16 protein-coding genes are annotated in these 21,598 nt (G+C 58.7%); 9 read left to right on the top strand and 7 right to left on the bottom strand.

The features are described 5' to 3' along the window. Positions 1–110: 110 nt before the first annotated feature. Positions 111–407, top strand: a complete 297-nt coding sequence (locus tag CPA54_RS08675) for a hypothetical protein (protein WP_249086139.1) — start codon at positions 111–113, stop codon at positions 405–407. Here CPA54_RS08675 and CPA54_RS08670 read toward each other — a convergent pair whose 3' ends face one another. Both CPA54_RS08670 and CPA54_RS08665 read right to left on the bottom strand, forming a co-directional pair. Further along, positions 408–1,199, bottom strand: coding sequence for a hypothetical protein (locus CPA54_RS08670; RefSeq protein WP_249086138.1), 792 nt, complete (start codon positions 1,197–1,199; stop codon positions 408–410). It lies immediately after the preceding gene. Positions 1,200–1,761: 562 nt separating this feature from the next. Continuing rightward, positions 1,762–3,810 carry a TonB-dependent siderophore receptor gene (locus tag CPA54_RS08665; RefSeq protein ID WP_249086137.1) on the bottom strand — a complete coding sequence of 683 codons (2,049 nt, stop codon included), beginning with the start codon at positions 3,808–3,810 and terminating at the stop codon, positions 1,762–1,764. Between the two features lie 385 nt (positions 3,811–4,195). Between CPA54_RS08665 and cysG the strand changes: the two genes are divergently transcribed. Genes cysG through CPA54_RS08645 form a run of 4 tightly spaced genes read left to right on the top strand, consistent with a single transcriptional unit; the run spans position 4,196 to position 8,052 of the window. Continuing rightward, positions 4,196–5,641: a siroheme synthase CysG gene (gene cysG, locus CPA54_RS08660; protein ID WP_249086135.1), complete on the top strand. Its 1,446-nt coding sequence runs from the start codon at positions 4,196–4,198 to the stop codon at positions 5,639–5,641. After that, the gene (locus CPA54_RS08655; RefSeq protein WP_249086133.1) at positions 5,641–5,982 is read left to right on the top strand and encodes a DUF2849 domain-containing protein; all 342 of its coding nucleotides are present in this window, start codon (positions 5,641–5,643) and stop codon (positions 5,980–5,982) included. Before cysG ends, CPA54_RS08655 begins: the two co-directional genes overlap by 1 nt. After that, the gene (locus CPA54_RS08650; protein ID WP_249086131.1) at positions 5,979–7,661 is read left to right on the top strand and encodes a nitrite/sulfite reductase; all 1,683 of its coding nucleotides are present in this window, start codon (positions 5,979–5,981) and stop codon (positions 7,659–7,661) included. The genes CPA54_RS08655 and CPA54_RS08650 overlap by 4 nt, the downstream gene beginning before the upstream one ends. Then, positions 7,648–8,052 (top strand): DUF934 domain-containing protein, encoded by a 405-nt coding sequence (locus CPA54_RS08645; RefSeq protein WP_086431679.1) that lies wholly within the window; start codon positions 7,648–7,650, stop codon positions 8,050–8,052. Before CPA54_RS08650 ends, CPA54_RS08645 begins: the two co-directional genes overlap by 14 nt. Before the next feature lie 80 nt (positions 8,053–8,132). Here CPA54_RS08645 and CPA54_RS08640 read toward each other — a convergent pair whose 3' ends face one another. From CPA54_RS08640 to tauD, 3 genes are all read right to left on the bottom strand, one after another. Further along, entirely contained in the window at positions 8,133–10,637 is a 2,505-nt protein-coding gene (locus CPA54_RS08640) for a TonB-dependent receptor (RefSeq protein WP_249086128.1), read from the bottom strand. Between the two features lie 82 nt (positions 10,638–10,719). Continuing rightward, entirely contained in the window at positions 10,720–12,075 is a 1,356-nt protein-coding gene (locus tag CPA54_RS08635; RefSeq protein WP_249086126.1) for an amino acid permease, read from the bottom strand. A gap of 8 nt (positions 12,076–12,083) precedes the next feature. Further along, positions 12,084–12,983: a taurine dioxygenase gene (tauD, locus tag CPA54_RS08630; protein ID WP_081562534.1), complete on the bottom strand. Its 900-nt coding sequence runs from the start codon at positions 12,981–12,983 to the stop codon at positions 12,084–12,086. Positions 12,984–13,470: 487 nt separating this feature from the next. Between tauD and CPA54_RS08625 the strand changes: the two genes are divergently transcribed. Beyond that, positions 13,471–14,241: an SDR family NAD(P)-dependent oxidoreductase gene (locus CPA54_RS08625; RefSeq protein ID WP_043561847.1), complete on the top strand. Its 771-nt coding sequence runs from the start codon at positions 13,471–13,473 to the stop codon at positions 14,239–14,241. A 134-nt stretch (positions 14,242–14,375) separates the two neighbouring features. Here CPA54_RS08625 and cysK read toward each other — a convergent pair whose 3' ends face one another. After that, positions 14,376–15,377 carry a cysteine synthase A gene (gene cysK / locus CPA54_RS08620; protein WP_283163768.1) on the bottom strand — a complete coding sequence of 334 codons (1,002 nt, stop codon included), beginning with the start codon at positions 15,375–15,377 and terminating at the stop codon, positions 14,376–14,378. Positions 15,378–15,564: 187 nt separating this feature from the next. On the opposite strand from cysK, the gene CPA54_RS08615 reads away from it, so the two are divergent. Both CPA54_RS08615 and CPA54_RS08610 read left to right on the top strand, forming a co-directional pair. Beyond that, positions 15,565–16,020 (top strand): Rrf2 family transcriptional regulator, encoded by a 456-nt coding sequence (locus tag CPA54_RS08615; RefSeq protein ID WP_043561842.1) that lies wholly within the window; start codon positions 15,565–15,567, stop codon positions 16,018–16,020. A 298-nt stretch (positions 16,021–16,318) separates the two neighbouring features. Continuing rightward, positions 16,319–19,909 carry an autotransporter outer membrane beta-barrel domain-containing protein gene (locus tag CPA54_RS08610; RefSeq protein WP_249086125.1) on the top strand — a complete coding sequence of 1,197 codons (3,591 nt, stop codon included), beginning with the start codon at positions 16,319–16,321 and terminating at the stop codon, positions 19,907–19,909. Positions 19,910–19,994: 85 nt separating this feature from the next. Here CPA54_RS08610 and CPA54_RS08605 read toward each other — a convergent pair whose 3' ends face one another. After that, complete coding sequence (locus CPA54_RS08605; protein ID WP_103765730.1) at positions 19,995–20,621, bottom strand: LysE/ArgO family amino acid transporter; 627 nt, start codon at positions 20,619–20,621, stop codon at positions 19,995–19,997. 72 nt (positions 20,622–20,693) lie between these two features. Here CPA54_RS08605 and CPA54_RS08600 point away from each other — a divergent pair, with 72 nt between their 5' ends. Then, positions 20,694–21,590 carry a LysR family transcriptional regulator ArgP gene (locus CPA54_RS08600; RefSeq protein WP_154980887.1) on the top strand — a complete coding sequence of 299 codons (897 nt, stop codon included), beginning with the start codon at positions 20,694–20,696 and terminating at the stop codon, positions 21,588–21,590. The last annotated feature ends 8 nt before the right edge of the window (positions 21,591–21,598 follow it).

Here is a 21,598-nt window from a genome sequence, read left to right as displayed (position 1 = left end):
CAGTACGTTGCAGGACTGTTCCCCGCCCATGCGGGGATGAACCGCAGATGATGAGAGGCTCGGTGAAAATGAGGCCCTGTTCCCCGCCCATGCGGGGATGAGCTGTCTTCATGAAAGACTCCCTGGGAACAGCTGGGGATCAGGGGAAAGTCCTTAAAAAACTTGAGGGACAGCGCAGAGAGGCCAACAGCCTCATATTGAGGATGCCGGGTTATAAATCCAGTGCAGTCACCCTATCCGGCTACGAATTCGACCGCACATCTCAATCAGGGTGCGATCTTCTGGTCGTCCGAATGACTTTGCAGGAAGTGCGTTTCGGGGCGAAAAAACGGGTGGTAATGAAAAATGGGACACCTGTTGAAGCCGACAATATGGGGAATAAAATCCCCCAGAAAATTAGCGGTTAATTATTGATAATTGAACCTGAACCCAATCCCCGCAGTGCCAATGCCAGAGTTATCAAGCTTTATATCAAAGTCATTCTGACCCCAGCATTTTGCTGCCATAAAACTATTTGCCGATTGGATAAAATCCTTCCCGGTTCCTTTTGGTGCCGAGAAGTGACATGAATCTGCCCGCCAATAATTGTCTTCTCCTTTCTGGAAATGACATGTTGCGTCAACATGTCCTTCTCTACCTTCATCTTGTGCGGTTTCGGGGAAGTCAAGCTCAACAGACTGGCATGGATTCACAAAATACTTGCTATCAGGAGCAGTAAGGTATGCGGGAGGGCGCAGGTTTTTCCTGTACTCTCTGGCGTCCTGCTTCTGCTTTTCCAATATGGCGGCTATCGCCTTGTTCCTTGCAGTGCTGGTCACGCCCCATTGCAGGCGTTCATTTTCCCCCTCTATGGCTGAAAATGGTGGGATCGTGAGAGCATCATGCTTCAACGCTTCTGGCTCGCAGATATGGTCGACCACCATGCCTTCCCCCTCGCCGGGAAAGAGACTCATTCCTCCCTCCACGGCGTGGAAAACAGGACGTGCAGACATGGCGCACCGTGATGATGGCTGATACTTCATCGCCCATGCCGCCCATCGTGCCGTTTCCGGATCAGCGCCGAACTGTTGAAAGATAAACCGTGTGTGCGATTCTTCGTAGGCGGTCCACTCAGCGTCTGTCATTGGCGGTGCGGCATGGGCAGAACATGACACGGCACAAGCCGCCATGGCGGCATACAGCACACGTCTTTTCAGCATTTCTCCAGCCTCATCAGGTCATCGTCATGTCTCAGTATGCCATCCCTCTCACCAGTTCTGCTAGTCAGACTTTCGGGGTCACTCTCTCCGGCCAGTCATATACCGCATGTCTTGAATGGCGGAGCGGGTATGGGTTGTTTCTGTCTCCAGAAGCAGGCGGCATACTATCTATCCTCCGCCCATGCGGGGTCTCACCATTATTGAATGTCTTGATGAAGGCTGTGGCTTTACCTATTATCGGTGGTGCAGCGTATGGTGATCAGGCGATATTCTGCCGGCCTGGGCCGCCCGTTAGGGTAGTTGCGTTATTGTGGGGTTTGCGGCAGGCCCCACCCATACGCTGTCTTGGTTTTTTGTGTTCGGGAAGCTTCGCCCGGTGATGCGGTGGCGGGGCCTGCAATGAACCCCGCAAAGCGCCACGTGGCGGGTTGCCACAGCTACGGCCTGCAGATTGTCACCGTGTCGCACCGCATCGGCAGCAGTTGATGTTAATGGGAACGTGACGTCAAGAGCTGTTATCCTGTACGGCAAGACAGATTTCCTGTAGTTTTTCTGCTTTGTTTCACCATCGATATGAGAGATCACCAAACAGGGCACGGCCAGGAGCGTAGGAGCAGTTGGTCGTGCTGGTACATACGGAAACATATTTCGAGTTGGCAATGTTTGTGCCATTCAGCTGGAGGTGCCATCTCCGGTAATCAAGATGGGCCTCAATATCGCCAACCAGCTGGGAGGGTACGATGATGGTGGCTGGCAGGGCACCGGCCGTTGTGCCCGTATAGCGGACGCCCCCACCAATTCCGGCACTGAAGGTGCGTGTGATGATGAAGTTGCGCCGCATGAAGAAGGAAGCCATGCGGGAGGGGACCGTCACGGGGCGTTGGCCCACCTGGTTTTGTGTGGCGGCACTGCCTTTGGTGATGCGTGGGTCCTGCACCGTGAAGGAGGCGAGGAGGTCGATCCTGTAGGGGAGACGCCCGACAAATTCCGCTTCAAAACCACGGGTCCGCTGGGCACCGAGCTGTATCTTGTCGCTGGAATGGAGAGGGTCCTGCACCAGGTCATTCCGTTCTTTCAGGGTGAAGACATCCAGTGTGAGCAGGAAACGGTCGCCAAAGATGGAGTTTTTGCGGGGCCTGTATTTTATTCCGGCCTCCAGCAGCCGTCCCCGTGTCGGGGAGAAGGCGGTGCCATCATAGGTCGTGCCAAGCTGCGGACTGAAGGACGTGGCGTAGGAGACATAGGGAGCCACACCCCAGACCGATTGATAGAGCAGGGCCGCCCGGCCGGTGAAGGCGTTGTCCTTCTGGGGTGTGCGCTTGCCCGTATTGTTGTTGACCTGCACGCTCTGGGTGAAGTCGCCACGACCGGAGAGGGTGAGGAAAAAGCGGTGCCAGTCAGCCTGCTCCTGCCCGTAAAGGCCCGTCTGTGTCCCAGTCGTGTTGTAATTTCGTTTGGACGCATAGGCGGGCATGGCGATGGCCCGATAGACTGGCTGATAGAGGGACAGGTTGGGCGCTTTCCTTTCGCCACGCCGTTCCGCCATGAAGTCGCTGCGGAAATCGACACCGGTAAGCAGAATGCTGTGGAGGGAACCGAAATGGTCTTTCCATTCCGATCGTGTATCAAGCGTTGTGGTGTTGTAATTGCCGGACTGCAAAAGGGCCGTGCGGGATATCGTGTCCGTGTTGACCAGCTTTGGCTGGGCAACCGTGCGGTACAGTACGTCCATGTGGGCAAAACGCATGTTCTGCGAGAGCGTCCAGCCCGGCAGCAGTTCCTGTCTCAGCGCATAGCCGACTGAAAGCTGACGTTTGGAATAGACATCAAAATTCCGGTCGCCGGACAGGAAGTTGCGGGGCAGATAGCCATGCCGGGTGGGCACGACCGTGCCGACATAGGGCAGGAACTGCGAGCTGGACCCCGCATCCAGCTGCTCATAGCTGCTCAGGAAGGTGAAGTCCGTACGGGAGGAAGGCTGCCAGCGCAGGGAGGGAGCCACATAGATTTCATTGTTCTTGATGTGGCGGGCAAAGGTGCCCGATTTGCGGATCAGCCCGTTGAACCGCCACAGCCAGTGGCCCTGCCTGTCAAGGCTGCCTCCAATGTCCACGGCTCCCTGCCGTCGGGCATAGCTGCCTCCCTGTACGGAGATGATGTTGGTCTGGTGCTGTGTGGGACGCTTGCTGACGGCATTGATGATGCCGCCAAGCTGGCCGGACCCGTACAGTGCGGAGCTGCTGCCACGGATGATGTCCATCTCCTCCAGCCCCCAGGGTTCTATGGAGAAGGACTGCGACGTGGCGGCGTTGGGCGTGCGTGTGCCATCAAGATAGATGTCGGGTGTGAAGCCACGGATGGTGCCAAAATAGCCCCGTGGGTCATCTTTCCCGCCATAGTCGGAGACACCCGCACTGTAGCGGATGGCCTCCGTCAGGGTGCGGCTGTTGAGCATGTCCATTCTGGCCCGGGAAATGACCGTCAGGTTCTGGGGTGTGGTTTCCAGCGGCGTGGCCGTTTTCAGGGCCGCCTGTCCCGTACCGGCAAGGAGGGCACGGGCCCTGCCACGGACAAGGATTGATTCGACAGGTGGTTTGGGGGGCGTGGACACTTTGTGTGTCGTGTTTTTCCGTGTTTCTGGCGGGAGCGGTGCCTCGGCTGCCATGACGCATGATGGAAGGATGAAACCTCCCAGAATGAGAAGCCCCCGGAATGATCTGGATGAAACGGGACGGAGCAAAATGGCCTCTTTAACATGAGAATGATTATCATAATCAAATATAAAAAGTAGTTTAATTTCGCAAGTGCTTTCACATTCCTGTGATGAGATGACAGGGCTGTAAGATAAAGCGGGACAGGCAGCCATCCATTATGGGCAGAATGGCGGTTTTTCCCCCTGTGAGCTTGGGAATTTATTAAAACTAAAAAGTATAGTGATTTACAAAAACAACAAAATAAAAAGTTGATTTTTATCCCAGATTTGACATGCTCCCCGCATGACGACGAAGCCCTTTTTCTATCTGCCCATCGTTCTGCGGACGGACCAGCGTGACGCCCTCCTTGTGGGGGGCGGGCAGGTGGCCGTGCAGAAGATGCGTCTGCTGAAGGGGCGATGCCGGATGATCCACATCTGGGCAGAAACACTGCATCCCGAGCTGGCAGCTCTGGTGGAGCAGGGGCAGGCCGTGTTCCGTCAGGGCAGGGTGGCAGAAGACGCCCTTCAGGCCGTTCTGCCAGACATGGCACTGGTCTTTGCCGCCACGGATGATGAGGCCGTCAATGAGATGGTGGCCCGTCAGGCCCATGCGCTGCGGATACCCGTCTGTGTGGTGGATGCCCCGGCTCTTTCAAGCTTCATAACTCCGGCTCTGGTAGACCGGTCCCCCGTGCAGGTGGCCATCACGACTGGCGGGGCCTCTCCGGTTCTGGCCCGTCGTGTCCGGCAGATGGTCGAGGCCATGCTCCCGGCCAGAATGGGTGAGGCCGCCCGTTTCATGCAGAAGCAGCGGGGCTGGCTGAAGGACCGCCTGCCGGGGATGAAGCAGCGGCAGCGTGTCTGGGAATCTTTCGTGGATGGTCCGGCCTATGAGGCTGCCCTGGCCGGGGAGGAAGACTGGGCACGGGAGCAGCTGGAGCAGCTCGTGGCGGAGGCCGAAGGCGAGGCGGACTGCCCGCAGGGTGAGGTCTGGCTCGTGGGGGCTGGACCGGGAAACCCGGACTGGCTTACCCTTGCGGCCCTGCGCCTGATGCAGAATGCGGACAGTGTCCTGTACGACAATCTCGTGGCGCCGGACGTGCTGGACCGTGTGCGGCGTGATGCCGAGCGTGTCTATGTCGGCAAGAAGCGGAGCCATCACACCCTGCCGCAGAGCGACATAGAGGCCGAGATGCTGCGCCGGGCCAGGCGGGGTGAGCGGGTCCTGCGGCTGAAGGGGGGTGACCCTTTCGTGTTCGGCCGTGGGGGGGAAGAGATGGAAACCCTGCTGGCTGCCAATGTGCCGGTACGGGTCGTGCCCGGTATCACGGCGGCCAATGGCTGTGCCGCCGCCGCCGGGATTCCGTTGACCCATCGGGACTGCGCCCAGAGCTGCGTGGTGGTGACAGGCCATGCCCGGGCTGATGGAACGCTGAACCTGCACTGGCCCAGCCTTGCCCGCAGAGGGCAGACGGTCGTCATCTACATGGGACTGAGCTCGATGGCGGAGCTGTGCCGGAAGATGCAGGATCATGGCCTGCCGGAAAGCTGGCCAGTGGCGGTCGTCCATCGGGGGTCCTGTGCAGACCAGCGTTGCGTGACGGGCACGCTGGGCACGATTGCTGAAGATGTCCGTCGTCAGGGGCTTCAGAGTCCCGTACTGATCATTGTGGGAGAAGTGGTGCATCACCGTGGCGAGGTGGTGCAGGCTGTGCCCGGTTACAGCACATCGAAGGAGAGTGCCTGATGAAACGTCTTTCCCGCCCGGGAGAAGGGGAAATCCTGCTGCTGACGGCCAGCCGTCTGCTGGATGGCCGTATTGTCTGGCTTGGCGAGGGGGATCACTGGCATGAATCCATCGCCGAGGCTGTCCGCTTCACCTATGAGGAGGCCGGTCCGGCTCTGGAGCGTGCCCTGGCTCAGGCGGAACAGAAAGAGGTCGTGGCCGTATATGAGGTCGTGGCCAGGGATACCCGGCCTCCCGAGCCTGTCACGACACGGGAAGCCATCCGGGCCCACGGGCCGAGCGTTCACCCGGATTTTTCTTACGATCATGCCCCGGTGCGGGAAAAGGAGAAGGTAGGATGACACAGCCTGCGTCACGGTCTGTCGGGCATTACCAGTATGAGGAGCGGGACCGGACCTTCCTTCAGGAGCGCATCAACGAGTTCGAAGGGCAGGTCCGCCGTCGTCTCTCCGGTGAGCTGAGCGAGGAAGAGTTCAAGCCCCTGCGGTTGATGAACGGGGTCTATCTCCAGCTTCATGCCTACATGCTGCGGGTGGCCATTCCCTATGGCGTGCTGGACAGCCGCCAGCTGCACAGGCTGGCCGACATTGCGGCCAGGTATGACCGGAATTACGGTCATTTCACCACCCGGCAGAACATCCAGTTCAACTGGATTGCGCTGAAGGACGTTCCGACCATCCTGCGGGAGCTGGCCGAGGTGGACATGCACGCCATCCAGACCAGCGGCAACTGTATCCGTAATGTCACGTCGGACGAGTTTGCCGGGGCCGCGAAGGATGAACTGATGGACCCCCGCATCCATGCCGAGATCGTGCGGCAGTGGTCCACCCTGCATCCCGAATTCACCTTTCTGCCCCGCAAGTTCAAGATCGCCATTTCCGGCAGCCCGGAAGACCGGGTGGCGGCCCGCTTCCATGACATCGGTCTGCTGGCCCGTCCTGGTGAGAATGGTCCGCTGTTCCGTCTTTTCGTGGGCGGTGGACTGGGGCGGACGCCGGTCGTCGGGCAGGAACTCTTCGATTCCGTGAAGGAAGAAGACCTGATTGCCACGTTGGAGGCCGTTCTGCGTGTCTATAATGCGTTCGGACGGCGGGACAATCTCTACAAGGCCCGCATCAAGATTCTGGTGCAGACCATCGGTCTGGAGGCCTTTCGTAAGGCCGTGGAGGAAGAGCTGGCCCGCATGGACCGTTCTGCTTACCGGCTGACACCGGAGCATGTGGCGCAGATTCGTGCCCGTTTCGCCCTGCCGGACCTCAAGGCCCCGGCAGATGCGGCCGACGTGCTGGAGCAGCACAAGAAGGCTGATCCCGTCTTTGCCCGCTGGGTGGCCAGCAATACCCATCCTCATCAGGATGAAGGCCATATCTGTGCCGTCATCTCCCTGAAGACACCGGGGGCCATTCCCGGTGATGTGACGGCCGAGCAGATGCACGGTCTGGCTGATCTGTCCGAGCGTCATTCATTTGGTGAGGTGCGGGTCACGCATCTTCAGAATCTGGTGTTCGGGCATGTCCGCAAGGACCAGCTGCATGAACTGTGGCAGGGCCTGAAGGCACTGGGCCTTGCCGCACCGAATGTCGGTCTCATCAGCGACATCGTGAGCTGCCCGGGGCTGGATTACTGCAATCTGGCCAATGCCCGCTCCCTGCCACTGGCGCAGAAGCTGGGGGCCCGTTTCGGCGATGCCGACCTGCAGGCCGAGATCGGGGCCTTGAGCATCCACATGTCGGGCTGCATCAATGCCTGCGGGCATCATCACGTGGGCAATATCGGTCTTCTGGGGGTCGACAAGCGGGGGGCCGAGACCTACCAGATTCTTCTCGGCGGGGATGCCGGGGAGAATGCGGCCATTGGCGGGATTCTGGGCCCGTCCTTTGCAGAGGATGAAGCCGTGGCTGCCGTGGCCCGCATCGTGGAGTTCTATCTCGGGCAGCGTCAGAAGGGGGAGACCTTCGCTGCGATGCTCAAGCGGTGTGGCCTGAAGGCTTTCAAGGAGGTGGCTTATGAAACTGTTTGATCTCAGCGGGCGTAAAACGCTGGAGGCGGCCTCTCCCGTTCCTTTTGCGGAGTGGAAGGAAACCCGGCAGGGCACGGCCATCTCTCTGGCACCGGATGTCGAGGTGGAGGAGCTGCGCTCCCATCTTGGCAGCCTGACACTGATCGTGCTGGAGTTCCCCGTCTTCCGGGACGGGCGGGCTTTCACGCAGGCCCGGTCCCTGAGGGAATATGAGGGGTATGAAGGGGAAATCCGGGCGTCCGGCCATCTTCTGCCGGATCAGGCCATTCATTTCAGACGTTGCGGGTTTGACAGCGTGGTTCTGCCGGATGGGGCCAACGTGAAGGACTGGGAAGACCAGCTGGGACGCTATCAGTTCTACTATCAGAATACCGCCGTCAGCCCCGCCTGAGGGGGCGGCTTCTGGGAGAGCCTACAGAAACGGGCCGGAAGGGACTGTCCTTTCCGGCCCGTTCTTGCAGGTGGGGTGTCTCAGAACTCCGCCTTGACGGAGCCGAAGAACTGGCGGGGTGCGCCAAGAAGGATGGACTGGTTGTTGTAGGCCGCTCCGCCCTGGTTATCCATCGTGAAGCCGTTCTGGCCCACGGTGGAGGCGTATCTGGTGTTGGCCAGATTGTAGATGTTGAAGGCGAAGACCAGATTCCGCACGGCCGTGGGGTTGCGCATTCCGAGATGGGTCATGTCCAGCGTGTAGATCAGGCCGAAATTGGCCAGCCAGTAGGTTGGCAGCTTGTAGTCGCCCACATAGTCATAGCTGCGTTTCCCATAATACTGGGTATCGACATAGGCCTGCAGATGCCGCCACTCATAGGAGAGGCGGGCCTTGTACATGAAGCGGGGATACGCCACCACCTGCCGACCTTTCGTGGCATAGAGCGTTCCGCCGCTGCGTATGTTCTGGTCGTACGTTGCCTTGTCGTAGCTGATGCTGTTGAGCAGGGCGAGGCCGGGCAGCGGCGTGATGGTGATGGCCCCATCCACGCCATTCATGGTCACGCCCCCCACATTCTGCACGGTGGAGGTGTTGTTGGTGAGGATGGATCCAGCCCCCGCACTGCCCAGAATCTGCTGGAGGCGGTTATGGAAGTTGGTGCGGTACAGGTACAGGCTGCTCTGGATGAGATGGTCGGTGTAGCGGTAGCCTCCGGCGAAGGTCCAGGCCGTTTCCGGCTTCAGGCTGTTCTTCGTGGCGTTGTAGGCAAGCTGGGACACCGCAAAAGGTGAGTTGCTGGAGTTGTAGCCGGACTGGCTGTAGGCATGGGCATTCTCGGAAATGTCGAAGAAGAGCTCATGATGGTGGAGGAAGTGCCAGTCCCCGCTGATATGGGGCAGGAAGGCCTTGGCGGTCGTCAGGCTTTCTCCGCTGGCCAGAGCCGGGAAGCGGGGTTCCCAGTTGGTGGCATGGCCCACACGGGTCGTATTGAGAATGGACTTGAAGCCAAAATGCAGCGCAACGGACCTGATGGGGTGATAGGTGTCCTGCACGTAGGCCGTGAAGCTGTTGGTGTTGTAACGCTGCCCCCAGAGGGTCCGGCCGGGAACGTTCCTGAAGCTTTTGAATGGATTCAGGGGTGTGCCGTTGGGGCTGTCGGGCTGCTGGTAGGCATAGGCGTAGGAATCATACCGGTTGTTCTCGTACCAGAACCCCACGGAGAGATCATGCCGCTTCAGGCGGTAATCGAAGGAAGTCAGCCCGCCGAACCGTTCGATGGAAGGATGGCGGACCTGCTCGAAAATGGGGCCACCATTGAGCTGAACGGTATCGACACCGTTCTGGTACGCATAGGGGCTGGCATAGGTGCCGTGGCCGGTCTCGCTGTGGCCATAGAGGCTGCTTTTCCATGTCAGGCGGTCGGTCAGGGCAAGGTCAGCCTTGATGCCTCCGAACAGGTCGGACGAGCTGGCCGTACTGTCGTAGTAGGAAACATCCTTGGGGTCTGACAGCCGGTCATAGGCGGCAGGGTACTGCCCCCGTGCGGCCCGGTAGGCTCTGGCCCATGCGCCGGGCCGCCCGTAGAAATTGTCCAGCCGGGACCCAGCCTGGTCCAGCCAGCTGGGAGCGTAATCCTGATAGTTCACCATCTGGAGGGCATCCCAGTTGAAGAAGGCGGAAACCTGGCTCCGTTCCCCGATGGGCTGGACCAGCTTGGCATTGACCTGCTGCATGAACTGGTCTCCGCCGCCCTTCCATTTGTCGCCCTGATTGCGCATGTAGGAGACGTAGAACTTCGTGCCGCTTTCATTCAGCCTGCCGGAGTCGAACCGGAAGAAGGAATGGAACAGCGCATTGCTGCCGAAGGTTTGGGCAACCAGCCCTCCCGTTCTGTTCTTGGGGTTGCTGGAGACGTAATTGATGCTGCCCCCCAGATTGTTGGTGCTGGCCGTGCTTTCCGCCCCGGCACTCTGGGTGACCTCCAGCCGTTCCACATTCTCCGAGGAAATGGCCTGTAGCGGGTTCAGCCCGTTATAGTTGCGGAAGGTCGGCTCCCCGAGGGGCAGGCCATCCAGCGTCATGCCGATCTCGTTCTGGATGAAGCCATGCATGTAAATCTGGGTCGAGTAGGTGTCCACACCCTGCGGGTCGTCGGACTGGAACTGCACGCCCGGCATCTGGGCCAGCGTGCGGAGGGGGTTGGTGCCGGGTACCTGCTGTTCCAGCTGCTTGTGTCCCAGCACGAGCTGCGTGCCCTGCACGATGTGACGGGTGCGGACGGACAGGGTCTCATACCCGCCATGAACCGCCTTGCGGGCATGGCGTTTCGTGCTGGCCCCAGCTGTGGCAGCGCCCCCCGGATGAGGGGCTGATGATCGGAGACGACCCGTCTTGCCGTCTGCATGGCGAGACGTGAGATGATGGGTGTGACGGTCAGTTTCCGGGCTGTTATGGAGACCGGCGGCCTGGAGTGAAGCAGGCACGACAAAGGGTGCGGACAGGCCGGTGAGGCCCATCCAGAACAGATGGCGATATGATGGCATGACGGATCCGTTGAGACGGTGAAAGGGCAGGTGCCGGAGTCGTGCCCCATCTTTGGGGCACCCCGGTTTTATGAGAGAGGTATCAGGCCCTGTTCAGACATCGCCGGGTGATGAAAGTCAGGCTGGTCAGCGTCAGAAGCAGAATGACGGCGAGTGACAGCAGGGCATCCCCGCGTGCGGAGGGCAGAATGAGCAGGATGGCTCCAAGAACTGGGATGAGCACGGCCAGTCCCTTGGCCAGCGGCAGGGCCGTGGCTGTCTGTGACTGCCGGGCCCAGAGCCAGTAGGCGATGGCGATCATGAAATAGATGAACAGGATCAGCCCGCCTGATGAGCCGAGAAGAACGGGATAGAGTGTTTCCGGCGAGCCGATGGCAGCAGCGATGACAGCCAGCTCCAGCAGGGTGGTCAGGCGCAGGGACCAGATGGGGACCTGCCGGTCTGTTTCTTCTGTCAGTTTCTGCGGGGCGAGGCGCAGATCGGCCAGTTCCCGCAAGGTGCGGGACACGACATAGACAGCTGAATTGAGGCAGGAGAGGACAGCGACCAGTGTTACGGCAATGGCGGCGTAATGGGCCAGCGGAACACGGAGATATTCCAGCACGCTCAGGAAGGGGGACTGCCCTACATGCACACCATTCCACGGCAACAGGGAGATGATGACCAGTACCGACCCGGCATAGAAGAACAGGACCTGCAAAGGGAGGCGCCGCATGGTATGGGCGATGGCCCGCAGGGGGCGGTCACTGTCCGTTGCGGCGATGATGGCAATCTCGCAGCCGGTGAAGGTCTGCACGATCATGGGGACAGCCCCGATGACAGCCCAGCTTCCTTTGGGGAAGATGCCTCCATGTGCGGTGATGTTGTCGAGCGCTATGGCGAAGGGATGACCGGAGAGAGCCAGCCAGCCCAGGCCGAGGGCGATGAAACCGCCTAGAAAGAGCAGTTTGAAAATGGAGAGACCTGTTTCCGCCTGCCCGTAATGGCGCAGGGAGAGACGGTTTATCGTCCAGGCAATGGCAACAAGGACAAGCGCTCCCCAGAGGGGGGCAACGCCTGCCAGCCGTCCGATGATCATGCCACCGGCAACGGCCTGTGCTCCGGCCGTCACGGCCCAGAGGAAGGCATAGCTCCAGCCTGTAATGAAGGCTGCCCTGGGGCCGTTATGGGTGGCGATGTGGGTGATGAAGGACCCTTGCCCCCGTGCGTTGATGGCCAGCCCTCCCAGCAGACGCATCACCAGCCAGACGACGATTCCCGCTGCCAGATAGGACAGCAGGACAGCAGGACCGGCTGCGGCGATGGTGGCGGACGTTCCGACGAACAGCCCCGCCCCGATGATGCCGCCAATGGAGATCATGGCGACATGCAGCCCTTTGAAACGGCTTGCGGCAGGGGCACCGGACGAGGATGACGGTGACGCAGGAGGCTGGCTCATCGGGTACGTTATCCTTTCTGACCGGGGCCATAGGGGCGGTCCCCGATGATGGTGATGCGGTTCATGATCCGCCGGGCGGGGAGATAGTCATTCACGGCATAATGCTGCGTGATGCGGTTGTCCCAGAAGGCAACGTCACCCTCTTCCCACCGCCAGCGGACGGAGAACTCAGGTTTTGTGGCATGACGGGTCAGATAAGCCAACAGGGCAGCGCTTTCTTCGGGGTCCACATCGTTGATTTCGGTCGTGAAGCCTTCACTGACAAACAGCCCCTTTGCTCCCGTTTCCGGGTGGATGCGGACGACAGGATGGGTCACGGGTGGGAAATTGTTGCGTGTTTCAGCCCATTTTTTCCGCTCTTCATCCGTGCGGCCATAACGGGAGACAGGAAAGGAGCGGAGAAAGTCGTGCTGGGCTGTCAGCGTGTCAATGCGCTGTTTTATGCCGTCGGAAAGGGCATCATAGGCAGCGGTACCACTGGCCCAGATCGTATCTCCCCCGCCTGTTTCCGGGAGGAGGCGGCTGGTCAGCACGGCAGCTTTTGGCGGTTCCTGCTGGAAGGTGACATCCGTATGCCACAGGGCATTGTCCCGCAGGTCGTTCTTGGCGGTATCCAGCACGATGGCTTCCGGCACGTCGGGGACGGTCGGGAATATGGGGTGGAGATGCAGCTTGCCAAAGTTGCGGGCAAAGTCCCGCTGCTGTTTGGGTGTGATGGTCTGTTTACGGAAGAAGAGGACCTGATGGCGCAGAAGCAGCTCGTGGATGTCGTTCTTCTGCGACGGAGACAGGGGTTGTGAAATATCCACATCTTCTACGATGGCGCCGATGGCCGGGCTGAGGGGGATGGCCTTCAGGGTGACCGGGGCATGGTGTAGCGGAGCGAAAGCAGCAGCGGTGGAAGCCATGGTAGGAACTCCATAAAACGAATTATGATAGTCATTTTATAAAACAACATATCCGAATGTCATAATGGGGTATTTCATCTTATTTGAAAGTGAAAAATGTCATTTTGAGTAAATTTTTTCATAACACACTGTTTTATATATATTTTTGTGAAGTGATCCTGCTGGGTGAAAGGCCTGGTAGCGTGTTTTTTTCCAGTTCTCTATAAACAACTATATTATTTCGTATTAATTGATGGCCCGGTTATTGTGGCATGCGATGGGGGACCGGCTCCCCATCGGGCCATGTGGGAGTGCCGTAAGGGCATGGATGATATGCATTAATGGATGCTGAATGAAAAAGCGCTGAAGACTGCGGAGCATGATGGATTCGATGACGGGAAACAGTAATGGAGTGGCAGAGGGCAGTAGTTAATTTGATATAAATCAAAGACCTTTCATGCAAAGAGAGTAGCGTGACAACAGACACCTTTATCTGAGGAGATGACAGATGGGACGGATTGCTGGAAAGATTGCACTCGTGACAGGCGCCGGCAGCGGCATTGGCAAGGGGATTGCCAAGGTTCTGGCCAAGGAAGGTGCCAAGGTCATCGTGGCTGACCTCAACCCGAAGGGTGGTGAAGAGGTTGTGGAAGAAATCCGCAAGGCTGGCGGCAAGGCCTGCTTCCTGCCCCTGAACGTGGCCAAGGAAGACGAGTGGAAGAAGACGATGGCTGCCATCAAGGAGCATGATGGCCGTCTGGACATTGTCGTCAACAACGCTGGCATCGCCTATGACGGGACCATCGAGAGCACGTCTCTGGAGGATTGGCGCCGTGTGCAGTCCATCAATCTGGATGGTGTGTTCCTCGGCACCAAATATGCCGTCGAGATCATGCGGGAGCTGAATGGCGGTGAGGGCGGTTCCATCGTCAACATGTGTTCCAGCTCTGCACTGGTTGGTATCCCGAATCTGGCTGCCTATGGGTCCTCCAAGGGCGGCGTGAAGATGCTCACCAAGTCTGCTGCCCTGCATTGTGCCCGCAGCGGGTACAAGATCCGCATCAACAGCGTCTGCCCGGGTTACATCCAGACACCGCTGGTTGATGAGCTGACCCGTACCGACAAGGCCGCCTATCAGCATCTGGTGGACATCCATCCGGTCGGTCATCTGGGCACGCCGGAAGACGTGGCCTACGGTGTTCTGTACTTGGCCTCTGACGAATCCAAGTTCGTCACGGCAACCGAGCTGGTGATCGACGGTGGTTATACCGCCGAGTAAGGCGCAGGGCCGAAGCAGGCCCGCGAGTCTTTAAAAAAGCCTCCGTTCCCATGCCGGGAACGGGGGCTTTTTTCATCGCTGCATGTCTGCCAGCCGGAGAGTAGCCTACGGTCTGGCAGGCGGGATCAGGTCTCTCAAAGGCCGGAGAACAGAGCCGTTGAAAGGTAACGCTCGGCAAAGTCAGGCACGATGGCTACGATGGTCTTGCCAGCCCATTCGTCTTTTTTGGCGAGCTCCATGGCGGCAAACAGGGCTGCCCCAGCGGAAATGCCAATGGGCAGACCTTCCGTGCGGGCGCAGAGGCGGGCTGTCGTCAGGGCATCATGCTCGGTGACGGGGATGACCTTGTCCAGCGCACGGATGTCCAGCGTATCGGGCTTGAAGCCCGGGCCAAGCCCCTGGATGCCATGCGGGCCAGGATCGTCACCATTGAGGACGGCACTTTCGGAGGGCTCAAGACCAAACACTTTCAGCCCTTCCTTGCGTGGCTTGAGAGCATGGGCAATGCCGGACGCCGTTCCCCCAGTACCCAGACCTGCCACGACGGCATCTACGGCACCGGCCGTGTCTGTCCAGATTTCTTCAGCGGTTGTCTCGGCATGAACCTTCGGATTGGCTGGATTCGTGAACTGGCTGGGCATCCAGGCATTTTCGGTTTTTTCAAGGATCTCCTGTGCTTTGCTGATGGCCCCTTTCATGCCCTGCGGGGCGGGGGTCAGCTCCAGGGTCACTCCCATCAGGGCCAGCATTTTACGCCGCTCCATCGAGGCGCTTTCCGGCATGGTGACAATTATCCGGTAGCCCATGGAGGCTGCCGCAAAAGCGAGGCCGATGCCGGTATTGCCGGATGTCGGCTCCACGAGAACGGACTTGCCCGGTGTGATCAGTCCCTTTTCCTGTGCTTCCCGCAGCATGGCCACGCCGATCCTGTCCTTGACGGAGGCCAGAGGGTTGAAGAACTCCAGCTTGAGCAGCAGGTTGGCTTTCAACCCTTCCTTTTCTGTCAGTCGGGGAACGGCCACCAGCGGAGTGCCGCCCACGACTTCCATGAAAGAAGGATAGACATGCCCACGGGGGGCTGCGAACGGGGTCGTGGAAAGAGGGAAAGGAAAATCTGATGAGCGAGGTTCTGTCATCGTTGGTACTCCCTGCCATGATGAATGTAAGAACAAGACTAGCAGGTCTGCCCGGTATTCGTCATGTCGCTTTGGAAAGACTGGAGAAGAAACGGTAAAGGATCGCGAAACATTCGCATAATTTTCTTTCTTATAACGCGAGATGGGCTAAAAGGAGGCTGACGCTTTGATGGCTGAAGAGTGAATGATGTATCTGAAAAACGATCGTATCCTGACGGCCCTGTCCATCATGCTTGATGTGGCCTTTTATGCCGGACGGTCCGGGGTCGTGAGTGGCGCGGACATAGCCAGGCGCAGCGGTCTGTTGAGGCGTGGAATCGAGCCGGTGCTCCAGGCTCTTTCACGGGCGGAGCTTCTGGACAGTGTTCGTGGGCCAAAAGGGGGATACCGGCTGGGACGGTCCCCACGGGTGGTCAGCCTGCACGAGATTGTCTGTGCTGTTGGTGTGCGGGACCAGGTGGCTGCCTTGCAGGAGCGGGATGGCAGTCCCCTCCAGTCTTTGGTGATTGCACCATTGTGGGCTGATCTGAATGAAGGAATCAAGGATCGGCTTTCAGCGATCACCTTGGCTGATCTTCTCCAGAAGGCCGAGCGTGAAGGGCTGGAGCGGCCCAGACAGGCGCCCATTTCCTTCACCATATAAGATCCCTCTCTTTTTTGATGAGACTGCTTCTCCATGTCCGGACAGCATTTCTGCTGATTCCGGAGGGGCTCTGTCATGTCGGCATCACGAGCTCGCTCGGTCATAATAGAGTGAAAATATGGTTTCATTGTGGTTATTATTAGCTTAACAAAAAACTTGTATTAATTTTAATTTTATATTACTTTTCGATGAACATAGTCGCTCTTCTCATTGGACTGTGCCCTTCCGGGGGGCAGTCTGTTTTCTGGTATCGTTGGTGAGGAGAGGATTGCAATGGAGTACGGGTGCGGGGAAAGTCATGCGGAATAAACTTTTCTTTACAGCAGCTTTGTTCTGTGTGGAGGTAACGCCTTTCGGGCCTGTCCTTACGCCTGCCCAGGCTGCGGACGCGGTTTCGGCGGCCACGCCGGTATCGATCAATGGTCAGGAGCCGTCCGTCAAGGAGGTGACGAACCTGTCCGATCAGGGGAGCGTCATCAATACGGGCAGCGATATCTATCGTGTCAAAGGAGATGGAACGGATCAGACCTTCTCGGGTTCCATCCGTGGGAGTGCTGATCAGACAGCCGCCATCGACCAGGCCGGTGGTGTTGATGTCAATACGGGCGAGACTGTCAATCAGACGCAGCAGACCCAGCCCAACAACGTGACGTTCACGGGGCAGAATGTCTATAATGGGCGTACGTTTGTCCGTGGTAATGGATCTTTGACCCTGACAGGCAGTGATGGCAAGGTTGGTGGCATCACTTCCGGGGGGGCAACGATAGTTGGTCTGGCCGCCAACGATTCTGGTACGCTGACAGTGGACAAGGATGGCATCCTGCTGCTGCGTGGCCAGACAGACAGTGATGGCAAGGTCATGCAGCCTTATGGTCAGCTGATTGTTGGCAATGGCGATCAGAGCTACGGTGCCAGCGATACGAGGCAGGAAAACCGTCTGATTGTCCAGAATGGTGGCCAGGTGGGTGCCATGACTGTCGCTATCGGCAACCAGGCCGCCGGCAAGGGTGATGTGTCTGTTACCGGGGCAGGCAGCGGTCTGACCGTTGGTGCTGGTGGCATGTTTGTTGGGGCTGATGGCGAGGGCAACCTGTCTGTCACGCAGGGCGGCAAGGCCGTTGTGGGTGGCGATGTGGTTGTCGGTGGCAGTGCTGGCTCCCAGGGTAGCGTGACGGTTGATGGCTCCGGTTCGTCCTTGACAGCCAAGAAGGATGGGGACCAGGCCGTACAGATGGTTGTCGGTGACCAGGGCCAGGGGGCGCTGAATGTCCGAAATGGCGGTACGGTCACCACGGATGGCAATGTCACCCTCGGGAATCAGGCTGGGTCCGTTGGGTATGTGACGGTCGGTGACGGGCAGAATGCCAGTGGCAATGTCCAGTCCAGAATGGATCTGACGGGTAGCGGCGACACGGGGAACCTCGTTGTTGGCCAGCAGGGGACCGGTCATCTGAGCATCCAGAAGGGTGGTGAGGTGACAGCCTATGGCGTGGCCGTTAGTGGCGAGGACACGGACGGGCACCTGGCCTCTAACAGCTCTCTGACTGTTGGTTCTGCCGAAGGTGGTGTGACCCAGCCCGGTGGTCAGCTGAATGTTGGTCAGGGTGGCATGGTCATTGGTGAGGGCAATGGTACAGCACCCCGCTATTATGCCGGTGTGACTGCTGGTGGTACTATCAACAATGCTGGCAATGTTCATATCATGAGCGATGGTCAGCTGCGGGTTGGTGGTGAGGATCAGTCCAATGCCGGGGCAGCAACCGGTACTCTGGTTGCTGGCGACACGAACGGCAGCAGTGGTATCAGCAGTGATGCCACCCAGACGAATGGGACGTCTGCCAAGGAGAATGGTGGCGTGGTCCTGTACGGTAACGGCGTCATCCAGAACCGTCAGGGCAGCGACCTGCATGTGGATTCCAATGTCTATCTGTCCGATGGGACTCCCTCCGGGGAGGCTGTCCGGCATGGGACATTCGATACAAACCAGCAGAGCACCTATCTGACAGGCAAGTTGACGGGGACTGGCGGTCTGACGGCAACAGGCGGCGGTACGCTGTATGTGGCCAATCATGACAACAGCTACCAGGGTGAGACGGTCGTGTCGGGCAAGGACACGACGCTGGCCGTTGCTTCCGGGTATGGTCAGGCGTCTGACAGCAACAATTCTTCTTCTTCCGGGATCACGGTTGAGGATGGTGCCCGTCTGACAGGTAACACAACAGATAATGGGGCTGCTGCCGTCACGACAGTTGCGGCAGGTGGTACCGTTGAGGCTAACTGGAACCAGAGCAGCGGAACCCTGAATATCGGTGCTGCCGGGCATCAGGGGACGGCCCTGACAATGAATGGCACTGCGGGTCACCAGTCTGTGTTGTCCGTGGGCGCAAGCTCCACACCGGTTTCGTCCAACTCCTACATCACGCTGAACAACGTTCAGGGGTATAGCCGCCAGAATGGTACGATCGATACGACCGGCCGTTCGCTGACAGGCTCCTACCGTCAGCTCAATAGTGGCCTGATCCATGTGAATGGTGATGCCCAGCTGAACAGTGCGACCCTCAATGTTGTGAAGAACGACAATGACCGTATCTATGCGGGGGATGGTTATCGTATCCTCACAGCAACAGGGACGGTCAGTGCCAATCATGACAACGCCCTGACAGGCAATCTGCCAGATGGCCTGTTCGTGTCGCCTTATCTGGCGTTCGAGAATCAGGCCGTGGACGTGGTCTATGCCCGTAATAATGTCTCCTTTAGCAGCGTGGCGGGGAACCAGAACGAGCGTGAAGTTGGCCATGCACTTGATGGCATGGCCAGTGGCAGTAGCGTGGTGCAGGCCATGACAGGCGTCAGTTCCGCTGGTGAGGCCCGTCGTGCACTGGGTAATCTCTCTGGTGACATCCACGCATCTGCCCGGACTGCCCTGATCCAGGACAGCTATCTGCTGGAACAGGCCGTGCTGGACCGTCTGGTTGAGGCAGGCTGTGATGGTGATGGAAAAATGTCCGCCCAGGGGCATTACAATTTCTACACGCGGCGCAAGGAATCCCAGTGCCACAGCGACCACACCATCATGTGGGGTCAGGCTTATGGCAGCCTGGGGCATAATGGTGGCGGCGGGAACGCAAGCCTGCTGCACCATCAGACAGCCGGATTCGTCATGGGTGTGGATACACCAGTTGATGACCGGTGGCGTGTGGGTGGCATGATTGCCTACGGGCATTCCATGTTCAATGCCAATGGGACGAGCAACTCGTCTGGTAACAGCAACAACATCAGCCTGGGCAGTTATGCCGGGTCTCATTGGGGACGCTTCAATCTGCGTCTGGGGGCCTTCTACACCTGGAACCTGATGAACATGCGTCGGCATGTGCAGGTGGCTGATTTTGGTGGCCGGCAGACCAGCAATTACCGTAACGGGACGGCCCGTGCCTTTACGGAGCTGAGCTACAAGTTTGACTTTGACAAGTTCCAGTTTGAACCTTTCTTCGAGGGATCCTACGTCAACCAGTACGCAGGCCGTTTCCAGGAGCATGGCGTGGCTGCCCTGTATGGTCAGTCCAAGGATCGTAGCGTGGGCTTCACCAGCTTTGGTTTCCGTGTGGCACGCAGCTTCCAGATTGGAGAGATGTGGCTGCGGGCCCATGCCATGGGGGCTTACCGCCGTGCCTATGGCAGCCTCGGTTCCAGCAGGACGGAACGTTTCATGGGTGATGGCAGTGGCATGAATGTCAATGGCGTGCTGCTGTCCCGTGATGCTGCTGTGATCAAGGCGGGTGTAGCGGCCCGGGTCACGGATTCTGTGGATCTCGACCTGTCCTACACGGGGCAGTATGGCGAGCATGCCATGGACAGTGGTGCTACAGGGTCCGTCAAAGTGCAGTTCTGACAAGCGTCAGGAATGGATCAGGAAAAAGGCCGTCCATCATGGGCGGCCTTTTTTGTGTCTGCCGTATCAGGGGGGGGGCGCAGGCTTACCCTGCCAGGCCAGCGTGATAGAGCAGGGTTCCTGCCAGGGTGAGCATGATGGCGGCAGTTACCCCATCCAGAATTCGCCATGAGAGTGGATTGCTGAAAAAGGGACGCAGCACTCTGGCTCCGTAACCCAACAGGGGGAACCAGACAAAACTGGCCAGTACGGCACCAAGTCCGAACCATGAGCGGCTGCCTTCAGGCTGGGTGAGGCTGACAGACCCCATGAGAAGCACCGTATCCAGATACAGATGAGGATTCAGCAGTGTGAAGCCGCAGGTCATGGCAATGACTTTGCGCAGGCTCTGCGGAGGCTGGTCTTCCAGTGTGACAGAGCTGCTGGTTGTCATGTGGCGTAAGGCAGAGAGGCCCTGCCAGATGAGGAAAGCAGCGCCAGCATAGGTCAGGATGTCCGTAAAGAACGGCATGGCGGCGACAATTTTTCCAACGCCGTGGACGGAGGCTGTGATGAAGACCGCATCCACACTGGCGCAGAGCAGGATGATAGGCAGGACATGCTCCCGCTTCAGGCCCTGTCGCAGAATGAAAAGATTCTGGGCTCCAACAGCGATGATGGCAGAGGCGCCAAGGCAGAAACCGGTCATGATGGGGGTGATGATCGTGTGCATGGCCCGTCTATGACAGGCAGGGTATATACAGAACAGCTTATTTTATTTCACTGAATGAAGGAAAACTTCATCATGTTCGATTACGCCGCCCTGACAGCTGTTAGTGCTGTCGTGCGGGAAGGTAGTTTCGAGAGGGCAGCCGCCGTACTCGGGCTGACACCGTCTGCCGTTTCACAGCGTGTCCGCGGGTTTGAGGAACGTCTGGGGGGTGTTCTGGTCATTCGTGGGCAGCCATGTCGGCTGACAGAACTCGGGACAATGCTCTGCCGTCATTTCGACTGTGTCAGGGTGCTGGAGAGTGATCTGGCCGCCCGGCTGGCCTGGCAGGACAGAGGGGCCACACTTCCGGCTACGGTGAAACTTGCTGTCAACGCAGACAGCATCACGACGTGGTTTTCTCATGCCATGATGGCCTTTGCCCGGCAGGACCCTGCCATAACACTGGATATTTCCATTGATGATGAGAGCTGTACGGCGGAGCGGCTGCGGTCCGGGGATGTCATGGCTGCTGTGACGGCATCGTCCGATCCGCTCCCGTGGTGCAGAACGGTCTCGCTGGGGCGTATGGTTTATGTGGCCTGCGCCAGCCCGTCCTTCATGGGGGTGCATTTTTCTCAGGGTGTGACGGCCGAAACCGTGCAGAAGGCTCCCTATCTGCGGTTCGATCGGCGGGATATGTTTCAGGCCCGGTGGGCAGAGGCAGTGTATGGCGTCACGCTGGGTGCTCCCGCCTGCTGGATACGTTCTTCCACAGCGTTTCTGGACCTCTGCCTTCATGGTCTTGGTTGGGCCATGCATCCTCTGCCGCTTGTGGAACATCATCTGCGAAGCGGTGCCCTGGTGGAACTGCCCCCAGCGCACCGGCCTTCCATGCCGCTTTTCTGGTCAGTTCCCCGCCTTTATGGTTCGGCATTGAACCGGCTGAGCCAGAACGTGCAGCGTGTGGCGGCAGAGTGGTTGACTGATTGATCCGGTCT

It is taken from the genome of Parasaccharibacter sp. TMW2.1890, assembly GCF_023337645.1.
GTDB lineage: Bacteria > Pseudomonadota > Alphaproteobacteria > Acetobacterales > Acetobacteraceae > Bombella > Bombella apis.
The sequence above is the reverse complement of the archived record's forward strand: the minus strand, read 5'-3'. Positions and strand labels throughout refer to the sequence as shown.

Coding starts and splice junctions, on each gene's coding strand:
- CPA54_RS08655 (WP_249086133.1), top strand. CDS start 5,641: ATGAAACGTCTTTCCCGCCCGGGAGAAGGGGAAATCCTGCTGCTGACG.
- CPA54_RS08645 (WP_086431679.1), top strand. CDS start 7,648: ATGAAACTGTTTGATCTCAGCGGGCGTAAAACGCTGGAGGCGGCCTCT.
- CPA54_RS08625 (WP_043561847.1), top strand. CDS start 13,471: ATGGGACGGATTGCTGGAAAGATTGCACTCGTGACAGGCGCCGGCAGC.
- CPA54_RS08670 (WP_249086138.1), bottom strand. CDS start 1,199: ATGCTGAAAAGACGTGTGCTGTATGCCGCCATGGCGGCTTGTGCCGTG.
- CPA54_RS08640 (WP_249086128.1), bottom strand. CDS start 10,637: ATGCCATCATATCGCCATCTGTTCTGGATGGGCCTCACCGGCCTGTCC.
- CPA54_RS08605 (WP_103765730.1), bottom strand. CDS start 20,621: ATGCACACGATCATCACCCCCATCATGACCGGTTTCTGCCTTGGCGCC.
- cysK (WP_283163768.1), bottom strand. CDS start 15,377: ATGACAGAACCTCGCTCATCAGATTTTCCTTTCCCTCTTTCCACGACC.
- CPA54_RS08615 (WP_043561842.1), top strand. CDS start 15,565: ATGTATCTGAAAAACGATCGTATCCTGACGGCCCTGTCCATCATGCTT.
- CPA54_RS08650 (WP_249086131.1), top strand. CDS start 5,979: ATGACACAGCCTGCGTCACGGTCTGTCGGGCATTACCAGTATGAGGAG.
- CPA54_RS08675 (WP_249086139.1), top strand. CDS start 111: ATGAAAGACTCCCTGGGAACAGCTGGGGATCAGGGGAAAGTCCTTAAA.
- CPA54_RS08600 (WP_154980887.1), top strand. CDS start 20,694: ATGTTCGATTACGCCGCCCTGACAGCTGTTAGTGCTGTCGTGCGGGAA.
- CPA54_RS08610 (WP_249086125.1), top strand. CDS start 16,319: ATGCGGAATAAACTTTTCTTTACAGCAGCTTTGTTCTGTGTGGAGGTA.
- tauD (WP_081562534.1), bottom strand. CDS start 12,983: ATGGCTTCCACCGCTGCTGCTTTCGCTCCGCTACACCATGCCCCGGTC.
- cysG (WP_249086135.1), top strand. CDS start 4,196: ATGACGACGAAGCCCTTTTTCTATCTGCCCATCGTTCTGCGGACGGAC.
- CPA54_RS08635 (WP_249086126.1), bottom strand. CDS start 12,075: ATGAGCCAGCCTCCTGCGTCACCGTCATCCTCGTCCGGTGCCCCTGCC.